This window comes from Stenotrophomonas sp. YJH_SMC_8, from assembly GCF_059371315.1.
In genome coordinates this window covers 281,395-303,506 of sequence record NZ_JCAFUL010000002.1, presented here as the reverse complement: position 1 = coordinate 303,506, position 22,112 = coordinate 281,395, and the positions used below count along the sequence as shown (strand labels likewise).

The window sequence follows — 22,112 nt, the reverse complement described above, 5'->3', positions numbered from 1 at the left end:
TGCCGACAAGGACCCTGCCATGAGCCGCGAGCGCCGCATCGACTACGTTGAATTCGCCTCCAGCGACCCGGCCGCCAGCCGTGCCTTCTTCGAGAAGGTGTTCGGCTGGTCGTTCGTCGACTATGGCAGCGACTACACCGCGTTCGACGATGGCCGCCTGCAAGGGGGCTTCTTCCGCGGCCAGCCCCAGCGGGCCAGCGACAGCGGCGCACCGCTGCTGGTGCTGTATGCCGACCAGCTGGTGCCGGTCGAAGCGGCGGTGCGCAACGCTGGCGGTGAGATCGTGCGGCCGGTGTTTTCCTTCCCCGGCGGCAGCCGCTTCCAGTTCGTCGAGCCCGGTGGCAACGAACTGGCGGTCTGGTCCGAACGCGATCCGGCCTGAGCGCCGCCCCATACGCAATATCGAGGTAGCACATGCGTTACGCGCTTGGCGTCGAGTACGACGGCAGCGATTTCAGGGGCTGGCAGAACCTGGGCGAGGGCGGTCCCAGCGTGCAGGCCAGCCTTGAGCAGGCCCTGTCGTCGGTGGCCGATGCGCCGCTGCAGGTGGTCTGCGCCGGCCGCACCGATGCCGGCGTGCATGGCCAGTGCCAGGTCGTGCATTTCGATACCGACGTGGTGCGCGATCCGCGCGCCTGGATGCTGGGCACCACCACCCGCCTGCCGCGCTCGATCGCGGTGCGCTGGTGCGTGCCGGTGGCCGATGACTTCCACGCCCGCTTCTCGGCACGCGCACGCCGCTACCGCTACCGCCTGCTCAACCGCGAGGTGCGGCCAGCGCTGGACCGGCAGACCCTCAGCTGGGAGCGCCGGGCGCTGGACGAGACCCTGATGCACGCCGCCGGCCAGGCCCTGATCGGCGAGAACGACTTCAGCGCGTTCCGCTCCGTGCAATGCCAGGCGCTGCATGCGCGGCGTGAGCTGCAGTCGCTGCAGGTCAGCCGCCAGGGCGAGGTGATTGAAGTGGCCGTGCAGGGCAATGCATTCCTTCATCACATGGTCCGCAATATCGTCGGATCGTTGATCCTGGTGGGCAGCGGCGAAAAACCGGTGGACTGGATCGCCGAACTGCTGGCCGGGCGCGATCGCACCGTAGCCGGTCCCACCGCACCGCCGCAGGGCCTGGTGTTCCTTGGGCCCCTGTACCCCGACAACTGGCATCTGCCCGCCGAGGTTACGCTATGAGCCGCTCCTACTACCGCACGCGCATCAAGTTCTGTGGCATGACCCGTGCAGGCGATGTCCGCCTGGCCGGTGAGCTGGGCGTGGACGCAGTGGGTTTCATCTTTGCCCGCGAGAGCAGCCGCCGGGTTGCTCCTGCCGAAGCACGCGCGATGCGCCAGGCGATCGCGCCGATGGTCGATGTGGTGGCCCTGTTCCGCAACAACAGCAAGGAAGAGGTGCGCGAGGTGCTGCGCACGGTGCGGCCGACCCTGCTGCAGTTCCACGGCGAGGAAGACGAGAGCTTCTGCCGCAGCTTCAACATGCCCTACCTGAAGGCGATTGCCATGGGGGGCCGGGAAGAGGTCAATGCGCGCACGTTGCAGCTGCGTTACCCCAGCGCGGCGGGGTTCCTGTTCGACAGCCACGCCCCCGGTGGCGGTGGCGGTACCGGCGTGGCCTTCGACTGGGGCCGTATCCCGACCGGCCTGCATCGGCCGTTCCTGCTGGCCGGTGGCCTGAACCCGGAAAACGTCTACGATGCCGTGCTGGCTACCCTGCCGTGGGGCGTGGACGTGTCCAGCGGCATCGAACTAGAGCCGGGCATCAAGGACGGCTACAAGATGCGTACCTTCGTCGAGGAAGTGCGCCGCGCGGACTGCACGGTCCTGGAGTGATTTGCGTCACCATTTGCCGTGATCTGGACCTGGATTTGAGCCTGCACGTATTCTTCACATAGGATGGACCCAAGCGCGCCAGCCATGAGGGCCGGCGCGGGGATCCACGGGGCGCGCTCTGCGCGTTCCGAACGGGCGATCGCCGCCCACAGCCCAGGAAGGCAAGCGATGCAGGAGTTCCTCAGCGTTGTGTTCGGTTTCCCGACCCTGCCGTACAGCATCGTGCTGGCGGTATCGCTGATCTATTGGGGGCTTGCCGCATTTGGCCTGGTCGACGATGGCTTCGGCGACCTTGGCGCCGATGGCGCCCTGGACGGCGGCAACGATCTCAGCGGCCTGTCGGCCCTGCTGCAGCGCTTCGGCCTGGGCGGAGTGCCGGTCATGGTCGTGGTCACGCTGCTGGGCTTCTTCGGCTGGGCGCTGACCTATTTCATCCATCTTTTCGTGCTGCTGCCGTTGCCGGACCTGCTGCGCTGGACGATCGGCGCGGTCGTGGCCGTGCTGGCTCCCCTGCCTGCGGTGCCGGTCACCGCGCTTCTGCTGCACCCCGTCCGTCGGTTCCTGCTGCGCCTGCGGCCGGTGGCCCAGGCCTCGTTGCTGGGGCGCATCGGTGTGGTCGCCTCGCCGAAAGTGGATGCCCGCAGCGGCCACGCCACCTTCGATGACGGTGGCGCCGGGCTGGTGCTGCAGGTGCGCAGCGACATTGAACTGCAGCGTGGCGAGCGCATCGTGCTGGTCGAGCACGTGGCCGCACAACACCATTACCGGGTGGTCCGCGCCGATGCGGTCGCCCTCGACTTCCAGGACAACCTGCTTCCGGGCAACAAGGAGAATCACTGATGACGTTGGCAACCATGGCCCCCTTCCTGATCGGCGTCGCCGTCCTGCTGGTCGGGCTGCTCGGCCTGGCCGGCCTGTTCAAGGCCTTCTACCGCAAGGTCGACCAGGGCGTGGCCCTGATCGTCAACGACATGAGTTCCACGCCCAAGGTGCACTTCACCGGTGCGCTGATCATCCCGGTGCTGTACCGCGCCGAGCTGATGCGCATCAGCCTGATCACCCTGCAGATCGACCGCCGCGGCAAGGAAGGCCTGATCTGCCGCGACAACATGCGTGCCGATATCGCCGTGGCCTTCTACCTGCGGGTCAATGAAACCCAGGCCGACGTGCTGCGCGTGGCCAAGGCCATCGGCGCCGATCGTGCCTCGGACAAGCACGCGGTGGACGAGCTGTTCAACGCCAAGTTCTCCGAAGCGCTGAAGACGGTGGGCAAGAAGTTCGACTTCACCGAGCTGTTCGAGAAGCGCCAGGAGTTCCGCGACGAGATCATCGCGGTCATCGGCAACGATCTGAACGGCTATGTGCTGGAGGACGTGGCGATCGATTACCTGGAACAGACCCCGAAGTCGCTGCTGGACCAGTTCAACATCCTCGACGCGCAGGGCATCCGCAAGATCACCGAGCTGACCGCTGCGCAGAACGTGGTGACCAACGAGCTGGAGCAGAACGAGAAGCTCGCCATCACCAAGAAGAACGTGGAAGCGCGTGAGGCGCTGCTGGCGCTGGAACGCCAGCAGGCCGAAGCGGAAGCCCGCCAGAAGCGCGAGATCGAGACCATCCGCGCGCGCGAGGAAGCCGAGACCGCCAAGGTGCAGGAAGAACAGCGCCAGCTGTCCGAGAACGCCCGCATCGAAGCGCAGCAGCTGATCGAGATCCGCGACCAGAACCGCCTGCGCGAAGTGGAAGTGGCCGAGCAGAACCGCCAGCGTGCGGTGGCCATCGAAGCCGAGCGCGTCGAGCGCGCACGCCAGCTGGAGCAGGTCACTACCGACCGTGAAGTGCAGCTGCAGGGCGTGGAACGCGACAAGGTGGTCGAGCAGGGCAAGATGGACGTGGCCAACATCACCCGCGAACGCATCTCCATCGACAAGACCGTGGCCCAGGAAGAAGAGCGCATCAAGGAAGTGCGCGAGGTCTCCGAAGCGGACCGCCAGAAGCAGGTGCTGATCCTGGAAGCCGAGGCCAAGGCGCAGGAATCGCTGGTGCGTGAAGTGAAGGAAGCGCAGGCGCGCGAAACCGCCTCCAAGCATCGTGCCGTTGAACTGACCACGCTGGCCCAGGCCGAGCACGAAGCGGCCGGCAAGCAGGCCGAAGCCAAGCGCCTGCTGGCCGACGCCTACCGTGCCGAACAGGCTGCGCCGGGCCTGGCCGAAGCGCAGGTGCGTGAAGCCTCGGCACTGGCCATCGAGAAGGTCGGCATCGCCGAAGCGCGCGTGATCGAGGCCAAGGCCGAAGCCAGCCTGAAGCAGGGCAGCAACGAGGCCCGTGTGCTGGCCGAGACGCTGCAGGCGCAGGCCCAGGGCGAAGAAAAGATGGGCCTGGCGCGCGCCACCGCCACCGAATCGCTGGGCAACGCCGAAGCCGGCGTGGTGCAGAAGAAGCTGCTGGCCGAGGCCGAGGGCCTGGTGCGCAAGTTCGAGGCGATCGCTTCGCTGAGCGACCAGGCACGCGGCCACGAAGAGTTCCGCATGATGCTGGACAACAGCCTGAAGCAGGCGCTGGCCTCGATCGAAGCCGGCAAGGAAGTCTCGCGCGAGAACGCCAACGTCATCGCCAGCGCGCTGCGCAACGCCGACATCGATCTGGTCGGCGGCGACGGCGGCATGTTCGAGAACCTGGTCAAGGCGGTGTCGCTGGGCAAGTCGATCGAGGGTTTTGCCGGCAAGAGCCCGATCGTGCAGGAGCTGATGCAGCGCTACCTGGGCGTGGCCGTGGCGGAGCCGGCACCGCGCCAGATCGCCGAGGACGCCGAAGCGGTGCCGACCGTGTCGGCCACCGTGGTCGACAGCGCCCGTTGATGCATCGGGCGATGGCCACGCCGCCATCGCCCGCCCGCGCCGGCCGCAACCGCGGCCGTCCGCCCGTGAGCCGGAAGCCTGCTGATGTCTGAAACCCATCCGACCGCCGAACCCACCGCAGCGGAGGCCGGCGGCAACACCGTCGACCAGGCCGTTGCCCAGGGCGGTGCCTACGAAGTCCTGCGCCGCCGCCTGGCCGAACAGGGCCAGCGCCTGCAGGGCCTGGCCGAAACGCTCAACCGCCAGCGCCTGGCCGAGTTCGGCGACAGCCGGCTGGAAGTGGTCGGGCGTTTCCGCATCCGCAGCGAGAACAACTGCGTCGGCCGCGACATCGTGCAGGTGGGCCCGGACCGCCTGCTGTTCGGCTACAACGTCTTCATCGGTCTGAAGACCCAGACCCGCATCGAGGATGTGTTCGGCCTGTACCGGCTGGTGCAGGGCAGTGACGGCTACGACGTCGCTGCGCTGGAGCTGAAGGGCAGCTTCCTCGACCAGCCCGGCTTCGTGCACGACTTCAACGAGCTGTACGCCTACTACAAGCACGCGCGCCTGCTGCAGCTGATCGTGGTCGGCGACAAGCTGCTGGCCTCGTTCCAGATCGGCGAGCGCAGCAGCGATGTACGCGTGTTCCGCTGGGCGCTGTCGCGCGAAGGCGAGCTGACCTACCTCGACGCGCGTGGCGAACGCGATATCGCCCTGCCGCCGCCGTTCGATTTCGAATGGACCCGGGCCACGCGTGACCTGGCGGTCAGCGGCCGTCATTCGCACCTGAACATCCTCGATACCCTGTTCGTGGAAACCACCGGCGGTGACCTCACCATCAAGGTGGAGAACAACACCGAGACCGGGCAGGGCATCTACAGCGAACCGGTGGAGGACAGCACGCAGTCGCTGGACGATGCCCAGTTCGAGTTCGCCCGCGTCGGTTCGTTGCTGCTGTTGAAGGTGCTGCCCTATCGCGAAACCGTGTGGCGTGGGTTGATCTACAACACGCTTACCGGTGACATCGTGCGCAACGATGCGATCGTGCAGGCCTGCGTGCAGCTGCCCGAAGACCACGGCGTGATCTTCCCGGGCGGCTATTACCTGCAGGGCGGCGAGCACAAGGCGTTCGACGCCTCGATGGCCGGCATGCAGTTCAAGCGCAGCATCCGCTCGCCCAACGGCGAGGACGTGCTGTACATCTTCTACGAACGCGAGGGCGGTCGCTCGGCGCTGTTCGTGTACAACACCATCCAGCGCGTGCTGCAGAACCCCGTGTTCGGCCACGGCTATGCCTTCCTGCAGGATGGGCGCATGGTGTTGTTCCATGCCGAGGGCGCCGAACCGACCCGCATCCATCCGATGCAGGTGTGGCAGACGCCGTTCAGCAGCGACGAGTTCGCTGCCAGCCGACCGCCCGGCAACACCTTCATGGGCCGCATCGGCAATGCCGAACTGGTGCGCGGCATCTCCAACCTGTTCAACCTGGCGCGCGAGATCGACGGCCAGGACGTGTCGGTGCAGCGCTACCAGCGCCTGGTGGCCGATACCCGTCGCCTGTTCGACACCCACCACTGGCTGGGCGACGAGGCCTGCGATGGTGCCGAGGCGCTGCTGCGGCAGATCAGCGCCACCGGCGAATCGGTGCTGGACGAATACGAGAAGGTGCAGTCGATCCGCCAGCAGTCGGCGCAGGCGATGGTCGATGCCGAGGCCACGCACAAGGCCCTGCTGGGCCGCCTGCAGCCGCAGAACTGGAACGAGGTGCAGGCCTTCGTCGAGGCGCTGAACGAAATCACCGCGCTGCGCGGGCGGCTGCTGACCATCCGCGAGCTGCGCTATATCGATACCGCGCGCATCGAGGCCATGGCTGCCGAACTGGTGCAGGCCCAGGACCGCGTCGGTGCGGCAACCGGTGAATTCCTGGCCGGCGATGCCGCACTGGCACCGCTGGGCAGCCGCCTGCAGGCGCTGGACGAAGCCGCCCAGCAGGCCAGCAGCGCGCGCCAGCTGGACGAGCAGCTGGACGGCATGCGCGCCATGGCCGCCGACCTGGACATGCTGTCCGAACTGATGGCCGGGCTGAAGGTGGACGATGCCACCGCGCGCACCCGCGTGGTCGAATCCATTTCCGCGCTGTACGGACGGCTGAACCAGGCGCGCACCCGCGCCGAACAGCGCCGCCGCACCCTCGGTTCGGCCGAGGCCGTGGCGCAGTTCGCCGCCCAGTTCGCGTTGTTCTCGCAGTCCATCACCAGCGCGCTGGCGATGGCCAACGATCCGGAAAGGGCCGACGAACAGCTGTCACGCCTGCTGGTGCAGCTGGAAGAACTGGAGAGCCAGTTCGGCGAGCATGAGCAGTTCCTCGGCGACATCCTCAGCAAGCGCGAAGAACTGGTCGAGGCCTTCGAAACGCACAAGCAGGCGCTGCTGGACGACCGCCAGCGCAAGGCACGTTCAGTACTGGATGCGGCCAACCGCATCCTCGATGGCCTGGCCAAGCGCACCGAGCGTTTCGCCACCGCCGATGAACTCAATGCGTTCTTCGCCGGCGATCCGTTGATCCTCAAGCTGCGCGAGCTGGCCGAGCGGCTGCGCACGCTGCGCGACAACGTCAAGGCCGATGACATCGAGGCGCGCCTGAAGGGCGTGCGCGACCAGGCCGTGCGCCAGCTGCGCGACCGCAGCGACCTGTACGAAGCCGGTGGCAACGTGGTCCGGCTCGGGCCGCGCCACCGCTTCAGCGTCAACACCCAGGCGCTGGACCTGACCCTGTTGCCGCGCGGCGATACGCTGGCCATCCACCTGACCGGCACCGACTTCCTGGAAACCCTGCACGACCCGGAACTGGAGGCACTCAAGCCGTTCTGGCCGGTGACGCTGGATTCGGAATCCGATGCGATCTATCGCGGCGAATACCTGGCCGGCAGCCTGCTGCTGGCCGCACAGCAGGGCCACGATGGGCTGGACCTGGCCCAGCTGCAGCATGATGTCGCCACACCCGAAGCACTGGACCAGCGCGTTCGTGCCTTCGCTGCGCCGCGCTATCGCGAAGGCTACGAGCGCGGTATCCATGACCACGACGCCGCGCTGATCCTGCGCGCGCTGCTGCCCTTGCAGCAGTCTGCGGGCGCGCTGCGTCACGCCCCGCGGGTGCGCGCGCTGGCCCTGCTGTTCTGGGCGGTGCAGCAGCGCGAAGAAGCGGTACTGCAATGGCCCAGTCGCCAGGCCGGAGCGGAAACCATCGCTCGCCTGTTCGGCTCCGACGAAGGGCGTGACGCCCTGCGCGTGGAAATGGCTGCTGCGCTGAGTGCGTTCGCGCAGTCACAGTCATTGCCCTTCGACGAAGAAGCCGCCGAGGCGGCGGCCGCCTATCTGGGCGAAGAACTGGTCAACGGCGAACCCGTGTTCAGCACCAGCAAGCATGCCCAGGCCCTGCTGGAGGCCCTGGCCCATCAGCTGGACCAGGCCGGGCAGCGCGAAGTACTGGAGCGTGCCCTGGAACGTACGCAGGACCCGCTGGCCGCGCGCTGGGCACTGGCCGGGCAATGGCTGCGCGCGCTGGCCGGCCTGCCTGCACAGGCCGCGCATGCCGGTTATGCCGACGAGGCCGCTGCGCTGCTGCTGGTGCAGCGCCAGCTGCGCACGCGGGCCAGCGATGCGCCGCTGCGCGTGGACGTGCCAGGCCTGCTTGGCGAACACCCGCGCATCCACAACGGCTCGCTGTCGTTGTCGCTGGATGACTTCCTAGCGCGCCTGCAGCACCATCTCAAGCGCTTCGTGCCGGATTTCCACGCCTACCAGGCCGTGCGCCAGGGCATCATCAACCGCGAGCGGCAGACCCTGCGCCTGTCCGAATTCAAGGCGCGGCCGCTGTCTTCGTTCGTACGCAACAAGCTGATCAACGACGTCTACCTGGGCGTGATCGGCGACAACCTGGCCAAGCAGATGGGCACGGTCGGCGAGAACAAGCGCAGCGACCTGATGGGCCTGCTGATGATGATCTCGCCACCGGGCTACGGCAAAACCACGCTGATGGAATACGTGGCGCACCGCCTGGGCCTGGTTTTCATGAAGATCAACGGCCCGGCGCTGGGTCACGAGGTGCGTTCGCTGGACCCGGCACAGGCGCCCGATGCCACCTCGCGGCAGGAACTGGAAAAGCTCAACCTGGCGCTGGAGATGGGCAACAACACCATGCTGTATGTCGACGACATCCAGCACACCCATCCCGAGTTCCTGCAGAAGTTCATTTCGCTGTGCGATGGCACGCGCCGCATCGAAGGCGTGTGGCGTGGCCGCACCCGCACCTACGACATGCGTGGCAAGAAGTTCTGCGTGGTCATGGCCGGCAACCCGTACACCGAGTCCGGTGAGGTGTTCAAGATTCCGGACATGCTGGCCAACCGTGCCGACATCTACAACCTCGGCGATGTGCTGGGAGGCATGGAAGCATCGTTCACCCTCAGCTACATCGAGAACAGCCTGACCTCCAACCCGGTCCTGGCGCCGCTGGCCACGCGTGACATGGCCGACCTGTACGTGCTGGTCGATCGTGCGATGGGCAAGGACGTGTCCACCAATGGCCTCAGCCACGCGTACAGCAGCGCCGAGATCAACGAGATCACCGCCACTCTGCAGCGCATGCTGCGCGTTCGCGACGTGGTCTACCGGGTCAACCAGCAGTACATCGCCAGCGCCGCGCAGGACGACCGTTACCGTACCGAGCCGCCGTTCCGGCTGCAGGGCAGCTACCGCAACATGAACAAGCTGGCCGAGAAGATCTCGCCGGTGATGAACGAGGACGAGCTGCAGCAGCTGATCTCCGACCACTACCTGGGCGAGGCGCAGCTGCTGACCACCGGTGCCGAGGAGAACCTGCTGAAGCTGGCCGAACTGCGCGGCGTGCTGGATGAGGTGCAGTCGCAGCGCTGGGCTCAGATCAAGCGTGATTTCCTGCGCAACAAGGCCATGGGAGCCGACGACAGCGATGTGGGTGGACGCGTGGTCGCGCAGTTGGCCGACATCGCCAGCGCGCTGCAGTTGCCGCCGGCGGCGCCGGAGGTGGCGCCCGTTGCCGTTGCCGATCCAGCGCCGTGGCCGGCATTGCTGGAGGCCCTGCAGCGCCTCTCCGAAACACGCCCTGTACCCGCTGCGCCGGAGCCGGTCGCGGTTGCCCGCAGCGCGCCGGCCACGCTGCTGGCCGAAGATCTGCAGGCCGGGTTGGCGCCTCTGGTCGAACTGCTGGTGGCATCACAAGCGCAGCAGGCACAGGTGTCGCAGACCCTGGCAGCGTTCGCCGGTTGGGCGCGGCAGCAGGTCGAGCGCGGTGGCTCCAGCGGCGCGGTGCCGCCGCGTGCACGCGTACGCCGTGCGACGACGCCGGAAGAACGCGCACTGGATGAAGCGCTGATGCGCCACTTCTACGGCGAGTCGCTGCCGCCGGAAGACAGCGAGGGCGGCCTGGCATCGACACCGCAGCCGCCGCCGCTGCCGTGATGCCGCAGGCGCCACTGCCGTCACCGGTGTTGCCGGACACGACCGATATCGCCGTGCTGGCCGATTACGGTACGCCGCTGCTGCGGGCACTTGCGCAGCGGGCCGTCACGCTGCCCTCGGTTGCGGGCGAAGGCCTGGTGGCCGCGCTGGCGCGTATCGCTCTGGCGCTGCAGGCGGGGAGTCCTGCGCAGATCCGGCGACAGGAAGGCTGGTGGGGGCGCCTGCTTGGGCGCGATGTTGACCGCGAAGCGGAAGGCCGTGCGCTGCAGTCGCAACTGGGAGTGCTGGCCCTGCAGGCGCGCGAGCAGGCCCAGCACCTGCAGCATTGCCAGCAGCAGCGAGCCCTGGCCATCGTTGAACGTTCAGAGGCGGCCACAGCACTGGACGCCTGGGCCGAGCTGGGCGCATCACGGCTGGCGCAGTGTGATGCGTCCGGGCATGCCGCGCTGTCGGAACGGCTGGATCACCTGCGCCGGCTGGCGACCCTGCATCGCGCCGAAGCCGGTCAATCGCAGCTGCTGCTGGACCAGGACACTGTGCTGCTGCAGCGTTTCGCGCGCATCCATGATGTCCTGCTGCCCGCCTGGCGACAGGCCGCACTGGCCGGCCAGAGCGCCGCAGGTGCTGCATTGACGGGGAAGGCGGCTGCGTTGCACGCCCAGATCGATGACGAGGTTGCGGCCGCTCAGGCTAGACTGCGCTGAATCGGCTACAACCGCTTACCTACTTCAAGGAGATCGCCCGATGGTCCAGGACAGTCAGAGCCCCGGCACGCTGGTACCCGCCAACGCTGCCGTTTCCACGCTCGACGAAGGCACGCTGAAGGCACTTGGCCTGGTCCATGAGGATCTGCCGCGCATCGCCGAGATCCGCCGTGAGCTGGATGACCTGCGCCCGGGCAACCTGCAGGTGTTCGGTCGCGACGCCGCCAACCGCACGGCCGCGTTCTCCAGCCAGCTGCTGGACCAAGTGCGCAATCGTGATCTCGATGCCAGTGGTGAAAAGCTGGGTGAAGTCGTGCGCATCGCGCGCAGCCTCAAGCTCGACGGATTCGCGCAGCGTTCCAGGGTGCCATTGATTGGAGGCCTGATCGATCGGTTGCGCGCATCCAAGGGTGAACTGGTGCAGAAGTTCAGCGACACCAATGCGCAGATCGAACAGCTGCTGGGAGACGTCGGCGCGCAGCAGGTGCTGATGGGCAAGCGTGTGGGCGAATTCGACCGCATGCACGATATCGTCCGTGAGGAACGCCATGCTCTGGGCCTGTACGCCGCTGCGGGCAAGCAGCGGCTGGCCGAACTTCAGACCGAGCAGCTGGCCGGGCAGGGCAGTGAGGACCCGCAGCAGCGGATCCGCCTGGGCGAGGTCGAAAATGCGATCCGCCTGATCGACAAGCGGGTGTCCGACCTGCAGCTGATGCAGCATGCCGCCGACCAGTCGCTGCCGATGATCCGCCTGATCCAGGCCAATGCACTGCAGCTGATCGAGAAGTTCAACACGGTCCGCGAGATCACCATCCCGTCGTGGAAGCGCCAGTTTGCGATCCAGCTGTCACTGGGCGAGCAGAAGACCGCCGCGGAACTGGCCAGCGCCATCGACGACGCGACCAACGAACTGATGCGCCGCAACGCGGACCTGATGCGCCAGGCCTCGGTGGATACCGCACGCAGCAACCAGCGCGGCGTGATCGACGTGGCCACGCTGCGCCATGTTCACGACCAGCTGATCGCCACGGTGGAAGAAGTGCGCAGCATCCATCGTGAGGGGATGCAGCAGCGGCAGCAGGCGGAAGTGGAACTGTCGCGCCTGCGCGAAGACCTTCAGCAGCGACTGGCCACCCCGGCAGCCAGCTGAAAAAAAAAAAGGGGACGGAGGGGATCAAGTCGTAAGTGGCACAAACGACTTGATCCCCTCCGTCCCCTTTTTCATTGTCAGCGCAGCTGCTGGCTCGCCCAGTCCGCCAGTGCTTCCACGCGCGAGTTGGCCGGGCCATCCGGCCATGCCAGTACCCAGAAGCCGCCGGTGGCGGCAACCCCCCAGGGCGCGACCAGGCGGCCTGCCGCCAGGTCCTCGGCCACCAGCGGCTCCGGCGCGATCGCCGGGCCCAGCCCGGCTACCGCGGCTTCCAGCAGGTAGTACAGGTGCTCGAAGGCGGTGCCCAGCTGCAGCTTCGACACGTCCAGGTCGTGCGCCTGTGCCCATGCCGGCCATGCCTGCGGCCGTGAGCTGGTGTGAAGCAGCGTCTCCTGCAGCAGCGCCGAGGGCGGTGCATGCCGCAGGCGCTGCGCCGCCGGATGCGATGGCGCCACCACCACGCCAACCCGTTCCGGTGCCAACTCGCGTACCTGCCAGCCCCGTGGCCACGGGCCCTGCGCCAGCAGCAGCACGGCGTCCAGCGCCGCCTGCGCTTCGGTGAAACTGCCATCCAGCGCCGACCACTGCAGGCGCACGCCGGGCAGGGCGGCCTGCAGTGCTGGCAGGCGTGGAATCATCCAGCGCGCCAGCACGCTGCCACTGCAGCCCAGTACCAGCGCTGGAGAGGCTGCCGGCCGTCGCAGTTCGCGCACGCAGTCTTCGATGCCGCTGAATGCCTCGCCGCAGGCTGCCTGCAGGCGGGTGCCGGCGACGGTCAGGCGCAGGCCACGACCGGCCCGCTGGAACAACGCCAGGCCAAGGTGATCCTCCAGCAGCTTCAACTGCCGACTGACCGCACCGTGGGTGACGTGCAGGTCCTGCGCGGCGCGACCAACGCCGCCGAGACGGGCCGTGGCCTCGAACGCGCGCAGTGCATTGAGTGGAGGCAGTAGGGAACGGCTCATGTGAGATTTCCTGACGATATGCGCCAGATAATATCCATTTTCCGGTCACGACCCGTGCGCTAGAGTATCCACCTGTCTGAACCACCGGTCGTATCCATGTCTGCCTCCCCCATTGCCGACTATCACGCTTTCCCGGATGCCCAGGGCCACTTCGGCCGCTACGGCGGCAGTTTCGTTGCCGAAACCCTGGTCGGCCCGCTGCAGGAACTGGCCCAGGCCTATGACCAGGCTCGCCAGGATCCCGCATTCCAGCTGGCCTACGACCGCGACCTGGCCCATTACGTGGGCCGGCCGAGCCCGATCTATCATGCCCAGCGCCTGAGCGATCACGTCGGCGGCGCGCAGATCCTGCTCAAGCGCGAGGACCTGAACCACACTGGCGCGCACAAGATCAACAACACCATCGGCCAGGCCCTGCTGGCGGCGCGGATGGGCAAGAAGCGCATCATTGCCGAGACCGGCGCCGGCCAGCATGGCGTGGCCAGCGCCACCGTCGCCGCGCGGCTGGGCCTGGAATGCGTGGTGTACATGGGCGCCACCGACATCGAGCGGCAGAAGATCAACGTCTACCGCATGAAGCTGCTCGGCGCGACGGTGGTGCCGGTCACCTCCGGCTCGGCCACCCTGAAGGACGCGCTCAACGAAGCCATGCGCGACTGGGTGACCAACGTGCAGGACACCTTCTACATCATCGGCACCGTGGCCGGCCCGGATCCGTATCCGCGCATGGTCCGTGACTTCAATGCCATCGTCGGCCGTGAGGCGCGCGAGCAGATGCTGGCCGAGTACGGCCGCCTGCCGGATGCGATCACCGCCTGCGTGGGCGGCGGCAGCAATGCGATCGGCCTGTTCCATGCCTTCCTCAACGACCGCCAGGTCGAGATCGTCGGCGCTGAAGCGGCAGGTGATGGCATCAGCACCGGCCGTCACGCCGCCTCGATCGCTGCCGGTCGCCCGGGCGTGCTGCACGGCAACCGCACCTATGTGCTGTGCGATGACGACGGCCAGATCATCGAGACCCATTCGGTGTCGGCAGGCCTGGACTATCCGGGCGTCGGCCCGGAGCATGCGTTCCTGGCCGATACCGGTCGCGCACGCTATCTGGGCATCACTGACGAGGAAGCGCTGCAGGCATTCCATCTGCTGGCCCACACCGAAGGCATCCTGCCGGCGCTGGAGTCCAGCCACGCGCTGGCGCAGGCGATCAAGCTGGCGCGTGAGCGTCCGCGCGACCAGATCGTCCTCTGCAATCTGTCCGGCCGTGGTGACAAGGACGTGCATACGATTGCCGCGCGCGAAGGGCTGGTCCTGTGAGCGCGCTGCTGCGGAACAGCGGCGTGCTTCTGCTTGCACTGGGCCTGGCCGCGTGCCAGCCGCCGGAACCACCAGTGCTTGCGCCGGCTGCCAAGGCCACCACGCAGCCCGCACAGCAGCCGGCCGCCAATGATGACCTGGATCCGATGGCGCGTACGCCCATCGTCGATCCGCCGTCGGTGGAAGATACGGACAGCGATGACGCGCCAGCGGTGGCTTCGGTGGCGCTGGACCATGCCGGCGAGGTATTGATCGGGCAGCACATGACCGATCTGAAGGCCTTCGGGCCGTGGACGGCACAAGGGGCCGTCGAAGCCATCGGCGGTAGTTGCGAATACTACGACGGCAAGGCGCTGCCGCCCGGCGTGTCGATGATGACCGATGAAGATCGGGTGGTCCGTTTCGACCTCGGCCTGGATCCGGAAAGTGGGGCGCCGACCCAGCAGCCAGGTCCATTCGGCCTGCGCGTCGGCATGACCCGCGCCCAGGCGGTTGCCCGGTTCCCGAAGCCGCCTGTGTCCAGCCCGCATGCCTATGATGGTGAGCAGGGCGAGTATCTCACCTGGCAGGACCCGGGCTCGGCCCTTGGCATCCGAGTGGAACTGTTTGAAGGGAAGGTCATCCAGATGTACTGGGGGACCAGTGATGCGATTGAACTGATTGAAGGATGTGCCTGAGATGCCTGTATCCCGACTCGATGCCTGTTTCCAGCGCCTGCGCGAGCAGCAGCGCAAGGCACTTATCCCCTTCGTCACCGCCGGTGATCCCTCGTTGGAGGCCACTGTGCCGGTCATGCACGCGCTGGTCGGGGCCGGTGCCGATGTGATCGAGCTGGGCGTGCCGTTCTCCGACCCGATGGCGGATGGCCCGACCATCCAGCGCAGCTCCGAACGCGCGCTGGCGCGGGGAGCCGGCAGCCGCTACGTGGTGCAGGCCGTGGCGCAGTTCCGCGAGCGCGACGCGCAGACGCCGGTGGTACTGATGGGCTACCTGAACCCGGTGGAGATCCATGGCTACGCGGCCTTCGCCAAGGCGGCCGTGGAGGCCGGCGTGGATGGTGTGCTGCTGGTCGACCTGCCGCCGGAAGAAGCCGGTGAAGCGCAGCAGGCCTTCGATGCAGCCGGCCTGGCGCTGGTGCTGCTGGCCTCGCCAACCACCAGCGAGGCGCGTGCCGACAAGCTGCTGGCGCTGGCCCGTGGCTATCTCTATTACGTCAGCTTTGCCGGTGTCACCGGCGCTTCCGAGCGCCTGGACAGTGATGCCGCCAGTGCCCGTCTGCAGGCGCTGCGCGCGCGCGCCTCGGTGCCGGTGGTGGCCGGCTTCGGCATCAAGGATGCCGACAGTGCCGCGGCCATGGCCCGCCAGGCCGACGGCGTGGTGGTGGGCAGCGCGCTGGTGGCGGCGCTGGCCGAAGCGGATTCGGCCGAAGACGCAGCCCTGCGCGCTCGGACCTTCCTGGCCCCGCTGCGGCAGGCGCTGGACGCGTAATGGTAGCGCCGGGCCATGCCCGGCGGTGCGGCAGGCGGGACATCCGCCGGGCATGGCCCGGCGCTACCCAGCACCTAAACGTACGTCCCAGCATGGTTTTTTCCAGCACCCCCATGCCCGGCAAGGGGGTGCACGGGCAGGGAAAGCGGAGCTAGACTGTCCGCCTTTGCGGCCCCCGGGCCGCCCTGAACGGAAGTGTCCTCCCGCATGAGTTGGCTCAGCAAGTTGATGCCGTCCGGCATCCGCACCGACAACACCCCCAGCAAGAAGCGCAGTGTCCCCGAGGGCCTGTGGGAAAAGTGCAGCAACTGCGGCAGCGCGTTGTACCGTCCGGAACTGGAAGAAAACCTGGAGGTCTGCCCGAAGTGCGGCCATCACATGGCGATCCGCGCGCGCGCGCGCCTGGCTGCCCTGTTCGACGCCGACAGCACCACCGAGATCGGTGCGCGCCTGGGGCCGACTGACCTGCTCAAGTTCAAGGACCAGAAGAAGTACAGCGAGCGCATCAAGATCGCGCAGAAGAACACGGGTGAGTACGACGCGCTGATCGCCATGCGCGGCCTGCTCAAGGGCCGTGCGCTGGTCGCCTCGTCGTTCGATTTCGCCTTCATGGGCGGTTCGATGGGCTCGGTGGTGGGTGAGCGTTTCGCGCTGGCTGCTGAAACCGCAGTGGAGATCGGTGCGCCTTACGTGTGCTTCTCGCAGAGCGGCGGCGCGCGCATGCAGGAAGGCCTGTTCTCGCTGATGCAGATGGCCAAGACCTCGGCCGCGCTGGGCAAGCTGCGCGAAGCTGGCCTGCCGTACATCTCGGTGCTGACCCACCCGACCACCGGTGGCGTATCAGCGTCGTTCGCGATGCTGGGCGACATCAACATCGCCGAACCGCAGGCGCTGATCGGCTTTGCCGGCCCGCGCGTGATCGAGCAGACCGTGCGCGAGAAGCTGCCGGAAGGCTTCCAGCGCTCGGAGTTCCTGCTGGAGCACGGTGCTATCGACCAGATCTGCGACCGCCGCGAGATGCGCGACCGCCTGTCCGATCTGCTGGCCATGCTGGGTCGCCAGCCGGCGCCGGAGGTGGCTTGATGGGAGGCCGCAAGTACTTCGGTACTGACGGCATCCGCGGACGGGTCGGCCAGGGTGTGATCTCGGCTGACTTCGTGCTGCGCCTGGGCAATGCCCTGGGCCGTGTCCTGGTGGCCCAGCGCGGCCAGGACGGGCGCCGACCGATCGTGGTGATCGGCAAGGACACCCGCATTTCCGGCTACATGTTCGAGGCGGCGCTGGAGGCCGGCCTGGTCGCGGCCGGTGCCGATGTGCAGCTGCTGGGGCCGATGCCGACGCCGGCAGTGGCGTTCCTGACCCGCACGCTGGGCGTGGACGCCGGCATCGTCATCAGTGCCTCGCACAATCCGCATTACGACAACGGCATCAAGTTCTTCTCCGCCCAGGGCGAGAAGCTCGACGATGCCACCGAACTGGCCCTGGAAGCGGCACTGGACGTTCCGTTCACCACGGCCGAATCGGAAAAGCTGGGCAAGGCATCGCGCGCGCGCGAGGCGGTCGGCCGCTACATCGAGTTCTGCAAGGCCAGCGTGCCGCGCACATTCGACCTGCGTGGCCTGCGCCTGGTGCTGGATTGCGCGCACGGAGCTACCTACCAGATCGCGCCGCTGCTGTTCCGCGAACTGGGTGCCGAGGTGATCGGCATCGGGGCCGAACCCAATGGCGTGAACATCAACGCCGGCGTGGGTTCCACCCATATCGACAACCTGGCGGCCAAGGTCCGCGAGACGCGTGCCGATCTCGGCATCGCGTTCGACGGTGATGGCGATCGCGTGCTGATGGCTGACGACCAGGGCAACCCGGTGGACGGCGATGACCTGTTGTACATCCTGGCTCGTGCGTGGAAGGCCGAAGGCCGCCTGCGCGGCCCGGTGGTCGGTACGCTGATGAGCAATTACGGTGTGGAAAAGGCGTTCGCCGACCTGCAGATACCGTTCGTGCGCAGCAACGTCGGTGATCGCTACGTGCACCAGGCGCTGGTCGAAGGCGGGGGCGTACTTGGCGGTGAGGCCTCGGGCCACCTGCTGTGCCTGGACCGGGCGACCACCGGCGACGGTATTGTCAGCGCCCTGCAGGTACTGGTGGCCCTGCGCAACAGCGGCCAGACCCTGCGCCAGGCGCTGAAGGGCCTGGAGCGGGTACCGCAGAAAACGGTCAACGTGCGATTGGGCAATGTCTCGGCCAAGGCCACGGTGCAGGCCGGCAGCGTGCAGGCCGCGCTGGCGGCCGCGCAGCAGTCGGTGGCCGGTCGCGGTCGCGCGTTCCTGCGCCCGTCCGGTACCGAGCCGGTGGTGCGGGTTACCGTGGAAGCCGATGACGCCACGCTGATGCAGGAAACGCTGGATCGGCTGTCTGCAGCGGTGCGCGAAGCCGCTGCCTGAGTCGCGGTGGCGGTACAAGCTGGAACATCAACATGGCCGCGTTTGCGGCCATGTTGCTTTCCGGCGGCCGTGGCTGAACGATGCGCGACCGGTGACCATGTTCAGCTGCGGCTGGGCTCTTTGTGACGCGTCATGAACGACGCGCAGCGTATTCCCGGTACCAGGCTCCTTGCAATCACGCAGGGCTTGCGCAGGCAGGGAACCGGTCGGAGCGGACTGCGCTCCATCCTTCTTCTTTCGTTGCAAGGACCCTGACCATGAATACCTCACTGCGCTACAGCCGCTGCCTGCTGGCAGGGGCGCTGCTGGTGATGCCGTTGCTGGGTGGTATCTCCATCGCCAGTGCCGAGCGCCGCCCCGAAGGAGGGCCGCATATGTCCGCACCGCGCGAAGAGCCGATGCGGGCGCCCTGGGGCTACCCACGGATGGAGCGCCCACGCGAACTGGGCAATGCGCGGCCGGCCTTCCGCGATGAGTACCGGCACAACTTCCGCGCCGATCATGCCTTCCGCATCGGGCCTTACCATCCGCCGATCGGCTATGCCTACCAGCGTTGGCACTACGGCCAGATCCTGCCGCGCCCGTACTGGGTCGGGGACTACATCCTCAACGACTTCTGGCTGTTCGGCCTGGACATGCCGCCGATGGGCTACGAGTGGGTGCGCTATGGCCCGGATGCGCTGCTGATCAACACCGGCAATGGTGAGATCGTGCAGGTCGTGTACGGGCGTTTCTTCTGACCATTGGCGCCTGCCCGCATCAGCGCGCGGGCAGGTGCGCTGGCATTGCACCCTGCGCGGCCTGTGCCATCGCCCGCTGCCACTTCCATGTGTCCCGGCACATGTCGGTGAGATCGTGGCGGGCCTTCCAGCCCAGCTCGCGCAGGGCCAGCGAGGCATCGGCGAAGCTGACCGCGATGTCGCCATTGCGTCGCGGCACGATGCGGAACGGAATCCGTATGCCGGTGGTGAGCTCGAAGGCCTGGATCAGTTCCAGCACGCTGTGGCCCTGGCCGGTGCCAAGGTTGAGGGTGATGCTGCGCCGCTGGTCGCGAAGGAACTGCAGGGCCAGCACGTGGGCGCTGGCGACGTCCTGCACATGGATGTAGTCGCGCACGCCGGTACCGTCATGGGTCGGATAGTCATCCCCGAAGACCTGCACTTCCGGCAGCAGCCCGGCGGCAACCTGTGCGATGTACGGCATCAGGTTGCTCGGCGTGCCATGCGGCAGCTCGCCGATCAGCGCGCTGGCGTGGGCGCCGACCGGGTTGAAGTAGCGCAGCGTCGCGATATGCAGGTCCTGGCCCGTTGCCGCCAGGTCGGCGAGCAGCTGCTCGACCACCAGCTTGGTGCGCCCATAGGGCGTCATCGCACAGGTTGAAGCGGTCTCGGCCACCGGGCAGTGGTCCTGGTTGCCGTACACCGTTGCCGAAGAGCTGAAGACCAGCAACTGCACGCCTGCATCCTGCATGGCACCGAACAGGGCAATCGAACCGCTGATGTTGCTGTCGAAGTACTGCAGTGGAATCTTCTGGGATTCGCCCACGGACTTGAGCGCTGCGAAGTGCAGCACGGCATCGATCGCGTGTTCCTGCATCAAGGCGGCCATGCGCGGTCGATCCCGGATGTCAGCCTGCACGAACACCGGTGCCGTGCCGGTGATCCGTCCGATGCGCTCGACCACGCTGGCGTCGCTGTTGCACAGCGAGTCCACGATGACCACGCCGTGCCCCCGCTGCTGCAGCTCCACGCATGCATGCGAGCCGATGTAGCCAGCACCGCCGGTCACCAGTACGTTCATTGCCTTCACTGTTCCTTGGAGTCCATTCGAAAACCGGGTGCTGCCGTGATGAGGATGGACGTGGCCTCTTACGGGCCAGGCACCATCTTCTTCTGCCGAGCCTTGAAGCCGTTGAAGATCGGCGCGATCAGCGGGTTGTAGCTCCATGCGATGCGCTTGCGCAGCCAGCTGGCCGGCCGGTTGCGGATCGCGAAGCGATAGATGCGCTCCGGATCGCCACCGATCACGTTGCGGCCGAACGGGTGGGTGGTGTGCAGGTAGCGGAAGCCCTGTTCGCGTGCCACTTCGATGTAGTCATCGTCGAAGTCACCATAGGGCCAGCACAGCGTATCGGAGACTTCGCCGAGCTTCTCCAGCAGCGTCTGCTTCGCCATGGCCAGGTCGCCGCTGATGCCTTCGCGGCGCTGTGCACGGTCCAGGTCATCGCGCTTGAGCCAGCGGGTGTGGCTGTGGGTGTGGCAGTGGACCTCGAACGTGCCGGCTTCGATTGCCGCACGCGCTTCGCTCCAGCGCATCATTACTTCGTCGCTGCGGCCCTGCTTGTAGATCAGGTCTTCGCAGGCGCGATGTTCCGGCGTGGCCGGCAGCTCGGCGCCTTCGATGCCTGCATGCGGGCGGATCGGGCCTTCGTGCATCCAGCCGGTGACCACGAACACCACCGCATGCATGCCGTACTTCTGCAGGATCGGATGGGCATAGACCCAGTTGTCCAGGTAGCCGTCGTCGAAGGTGATCACGATCGACTTGCGCGGCACCGGCTTGCCGGCCAGGAAGCCGGCGTACTGGTCCAGCGTCAGCGAGGTCCAGCCGGTGCGTGCGAGCCAGGCGATCTGGCTCTCGAAGTTCTCCGGGGATACGGTGATCATGCCCGGCGAGTTGCTGACATGGTGGTGCATCAGCACCGGTACGGTTCTGGCGTTAGCCATGACCCAGCTCCTTCAACCATTGGAGGTAGTAGTTTTCGGTGGCCTCTCCGTGGCCGGCCGCGCTGAACTGCCTGGCGCTGCGGATCCAGTCCCAACCGGCGCGGCCCATCTGCCGCCGACGTTCCTGATCATCCACCAGCAGCCGCAACGCGCCAGTGAGGGCGGCGTCATCACCCAGCCGGGTGAGGATGGCATTGCTGCCTTCCACCAGCATTTCAGGCACGCCGCCAACGTGATGCGAGACGATCGGCAGCGCCGCCTGTGCAGCCTCGAGGAACACGGTGCCCGAGGCTTCCTTGTGGGTGGCCAGGGCGAAGATGTCGAAACCGGCCATCAGCCGGTGGGCATCGCTGCGGAAGCCGAGCAGGTGGACCTGCTGCTCCAGGCCGAGTTCGCTGCGCAGGGCCTGCAGGCGGCCCATCACCGGCTCGCCGTCACCGACCACGGCCAGGTGCAGGTCGGGATTGGCCTTGCACAGTGGTGCCATGGCGCGCAGCAGTTCGGCATGGCCCTTGGGCTCGCGCAGCACGGCGACGCAGCCGACCACGATGTCGCGCTCGGCGAAACCGAGTTCGGCGCGGACCTGTGCACGGGTGTCCTGCAGGTTCTTCCAGGGATCGCCCTGCTCGGTCATGCCCCAGCGCGGGGGCGTCGCCATGGGGGGCACGATGCCGATGTGCCCGGCGGCAATGCCGCGGTCGACCAGCAGCCGCTTGACGAAATCGCTGACGGTGATGATCCGGTGCGGAAGTCCGGTATAGGTCAGCAGCGAATTGACCGGGCTCATCAGGTGGCGCGAGCGCACCACCAGTGGCGTGCCGCCCAGGCGTGCACCGGCCGCGGCGATCAGTGCATCGCGGCGGCTGGTGGTGTTGACCACGTCGTAGCGCTCGCGGCGCACCAGGCGTGACACCGACCAGATGCCGCGCAGCAGCCGTGCCAGGCCGCCCATGCGCAGGGTGTGCACGGTGAAGCCATCGTCGCGCGCGAGTTGGGCCAGGCGGGCATCGGGCTGGCACAGCAGCGACACCTGGTGCCCACGCGCACGCATCACCTGCATGTGGCGGAAGATGTAGATCTCCTGGCCACCCATTCCCCGGGCAGCTTCGGTATGCAGGATCCGCAGCGAGCGTTTCATGGAATC

At 67.1% G+C, this 22,112-nt stretch carries 18 protein-coding genes; 14 read left to right on the top strand and 4 right to left on the bottom strand.

Features of this window, described 5'->3' with window-relative positions; all coding sequences use genetic code 11:
- Nucleotides 1-19 precede the first annotated feature (19 nt).
- The 8 genes from AC5P88_RS03350 (at nt 20) to AC5P88_RS03315 (ending at nt 12,031) form a co-directional block, all read left to right on the top strand.
- Complete coding sequence (locus tag AC5P88_RS03350; protein WP_049429540.1) at nt 20-382, top strand: VOC family protein; 363 nt, start codon at nt 20-22, stop codon at nt 380-382.
- A 32-nt stretch (nt 383-414) separates the two neighbouring features.
- Nucleotides 415-1,185: a tRNA pseudouridine(38-40) synthase TruA gene (gene truA, locus AC5P88_RS03345; protein WP_049429514.1), complete on the top strand. Its 771-nt coding sequence runs from the start codon at nt 415-417 to the stop codon at nt 1,183-1,185.
- A complete protein-coding gene (locus tag AC5P88_RS03340) occupies nt 1,182-1,838 on the top strand; it encodes a phosphoribosylanthranilate isomerase (protein ID WP_049429515.1) in 657 nt (218 codons plus the stop codon). The genes truA and AC5P88_RS03340 overlap by 4 nt, the downstream gene beginning before the upstream one ends.
- Before the next feature lie 168 nt (nt 1,839-2,006).
- Nucleotides 2,007-2,678: a hypothetical protein gene (locus tag AC5P88_RS03335; RefSeq protein ID WP_495224294.1), complete on the top strand. Its 672-nt coding sequence runs from the start codon at nt 2,007-2,009 to the stop codon at nt 2,676-2,678.
- Complete coding sequence (locus AC5P88_RS03330) at nt 2,678-4,696, top strand: flotillin family protein (RefSeq protein WP_495224293.1); 2,019 nt, start codon at nt 2,678-2,680, stop codon at nt 4,694-4,696. The genes AC5P88_RS03335 and AC5P88_RS03330 overlap by 1 nt, the downstream gene beginning before the upstream one ends.
- Before the next feature lie 84 nt (nt 4,697-4,780).
- Nucleotides 4,781-10,177, top strand: coding sequence for a DNA repair ATPase (locus AC5P88_RS03325; protein WP_495224292.1), 5,397 nt, complete (start codon nt 4,781-4,783; stop codon nt 10,175-10,177).
- Entirely contained in the window at nt 10,177-10,881 is a 705-nt protein-coding gene (locus AC5P88_RS03320; protein ID WP_495224290.1) for a hypothetical protein, read from the top strand. Before AC5P88_RS03325 ends, AC5P88_RS03320 begins: the two co-directional genes overlap by 1 nt.
- A gap of 40 nt (nt 10,882-10,921) precedes the next feature.
- Complete coding sequence (locus AC5P88_RS03315; protein ID WP_106548836.1) at nt 10,922-12,031, top strand: toxic anion resistance protein; 1,110 nt, start codon at nt 10,922-10,924, stop codon at nt 12,029-12,031.
- 77 nt (nt 12,032-12,108) lie between these two features.
- Here the strand turns inward: AC5P88_RS03315 and AC5P88_RS03310 are convergent, their stop codons facing one another.
- On the bottom strand, nt 12,109-12,996 hold the full coding sequence (locus AC5P88_RS03310) for a LysR family transcriptional regulator (protein WP_495224289.1): 888 nt from the start codon (nt 12,994-12,996) through the stop codon (nt 12,109-12,111).
- 96 nt (nt 12,997-13,092) lie between these two features.
- Between AC5P88_RS03310 and trpB the strand changes: the two genes are divergently transcribed.
- The 6 genes from trpB to AC5P88_RS03280 all read left to right on the top strand — a co-directional run bounded on the left by trpB (nt 13,093) and on the right by AC5P88_RS03280 (nt 18,982).
- The gene (gene trpB / locus AC5P88_RS03305; protein ID WP_088435905.1) at nt 13,093-14,310 is read left to right on the top strand and encodes a tryptophan synthase subunit beta; all 1,218 of its coding nucleotides are present in this window, start codon (nt 13,093-13,095) and stop codon (nt 14,308-14,310) included.
- Nucleotides 14,307-14,987 carry a hypothetical protein gene (locus tag AC5P88_RS03300; protein ID WP_495224288.1) on the top strand — a complete coding sequence of 227 codons (681 nt, stop codon included), beginning with the start codon at nt 14,307-14,309 and terminating at the stop codon, nt 14,985-14,987. The genes trpB and AC5P88_RS03300 overlap by 4 nt, the downstream gene beginning before the upstream one ends.
- Nucleotide 14,988: 1 nt before the next feature.
- Nucleotides 14,989-15,798 (top strand): tryptophan synthase subunit alpha, encoded by an 810-nt coding sequence (trpA, locus tag AC5P88_RS03295; RefSeq protein ID WP_495224287.1) that lies wholly within the window; start codon nt 14,989-14,991, stop codon nt 15,796-15,798.
- A 207-nt stretch (nt 15,799-16,005) separates the two neighbouring features.
- A complete protein-coding gene (accD, locus tag AC5P88_RS03290; protein ID WP_005410473.1) occupies nt 16,006-16,881 on the top strand; it encodes an acetyl-CoA carboxylase, carboxyltransferase subunit beta in 876 nt (291 codons plus the stop codon).
- Nucleotides 16,881-18,242 (top strand): phosphoglucosamine mutase, encoded by a 1,362-nt coding sequence (gene glmM, locus AC5P88_RS03285; RefSeq protein WP_106548832.1) that lies wholly within the window; start codon nt 16,881-16,883, stop codon nt 18,240-18,242. The genes accD and glmM overlap by 1 nt, the downstream gene beginning before the upstream one ends.
- A 257-nt stretch (nt 18,243-18,499) precedes the next feature.
- Entirely contained in the window at nt 18,500-18,982 is a 483-nt protein-coding gene (locus AC5P88_RS03280) for an RcnB family protein (RefSeq protein ID WP_106548831.1), read from the top strand.
- A gap of 19 nt (nt 18,983-19,001) precedes the next feature.
- Here the strand turns inward: AC5P88_RS03280 and galE are convergent, their stop codons facing one another.
- The 3 genes from galE to AC5P88_RS03265 all read right to left on the bottom strand — a co-directional run bounded on the left by galE (nt 19,002) and on the right by AC5P88_RS03265 (nt 22,106).
- Nucleotides 19,002-20,042, bottom strand: coding sequence for a UDP-glucose 4-epimerase GalE (galE, locus tag AC5P88_RS03275; protein WP_111112483.1), 1,041 nt, complete (start codon nt 20,040-20,042; stop codon nt 19,002-19,004).
- Between the two features lie 68 nt (nt 20,043-20,110).
- Entirely contained in the window at nt 20,111-20,968 is an 858-nt protein-coding gene (locus tag AC5P88_RS03270; RefSeq protein WP_005410470.1) for a polysaccharide deacetylase family protein, read from the bottom strand.
- Nucleotides 20,961-22,106: a glycosyltransferase family 4 protein gene (locus AC5P88_RS03265; RefSeq protein ID WP_495224286.1), complete on the bottom strand. Its 1,146-nt coding sequence runs from the start codon at nt 22,104-22,106 to the stop codon at nt 20,961-20,963. The genes AC5P88_RS03270 and AC5P88_RS03265 overlap by 8 nt, the downstream gene beginning before the upstream one ends.
- Nucleotides 22,107-22,112 lie beyond the last annotated feature (6 nt).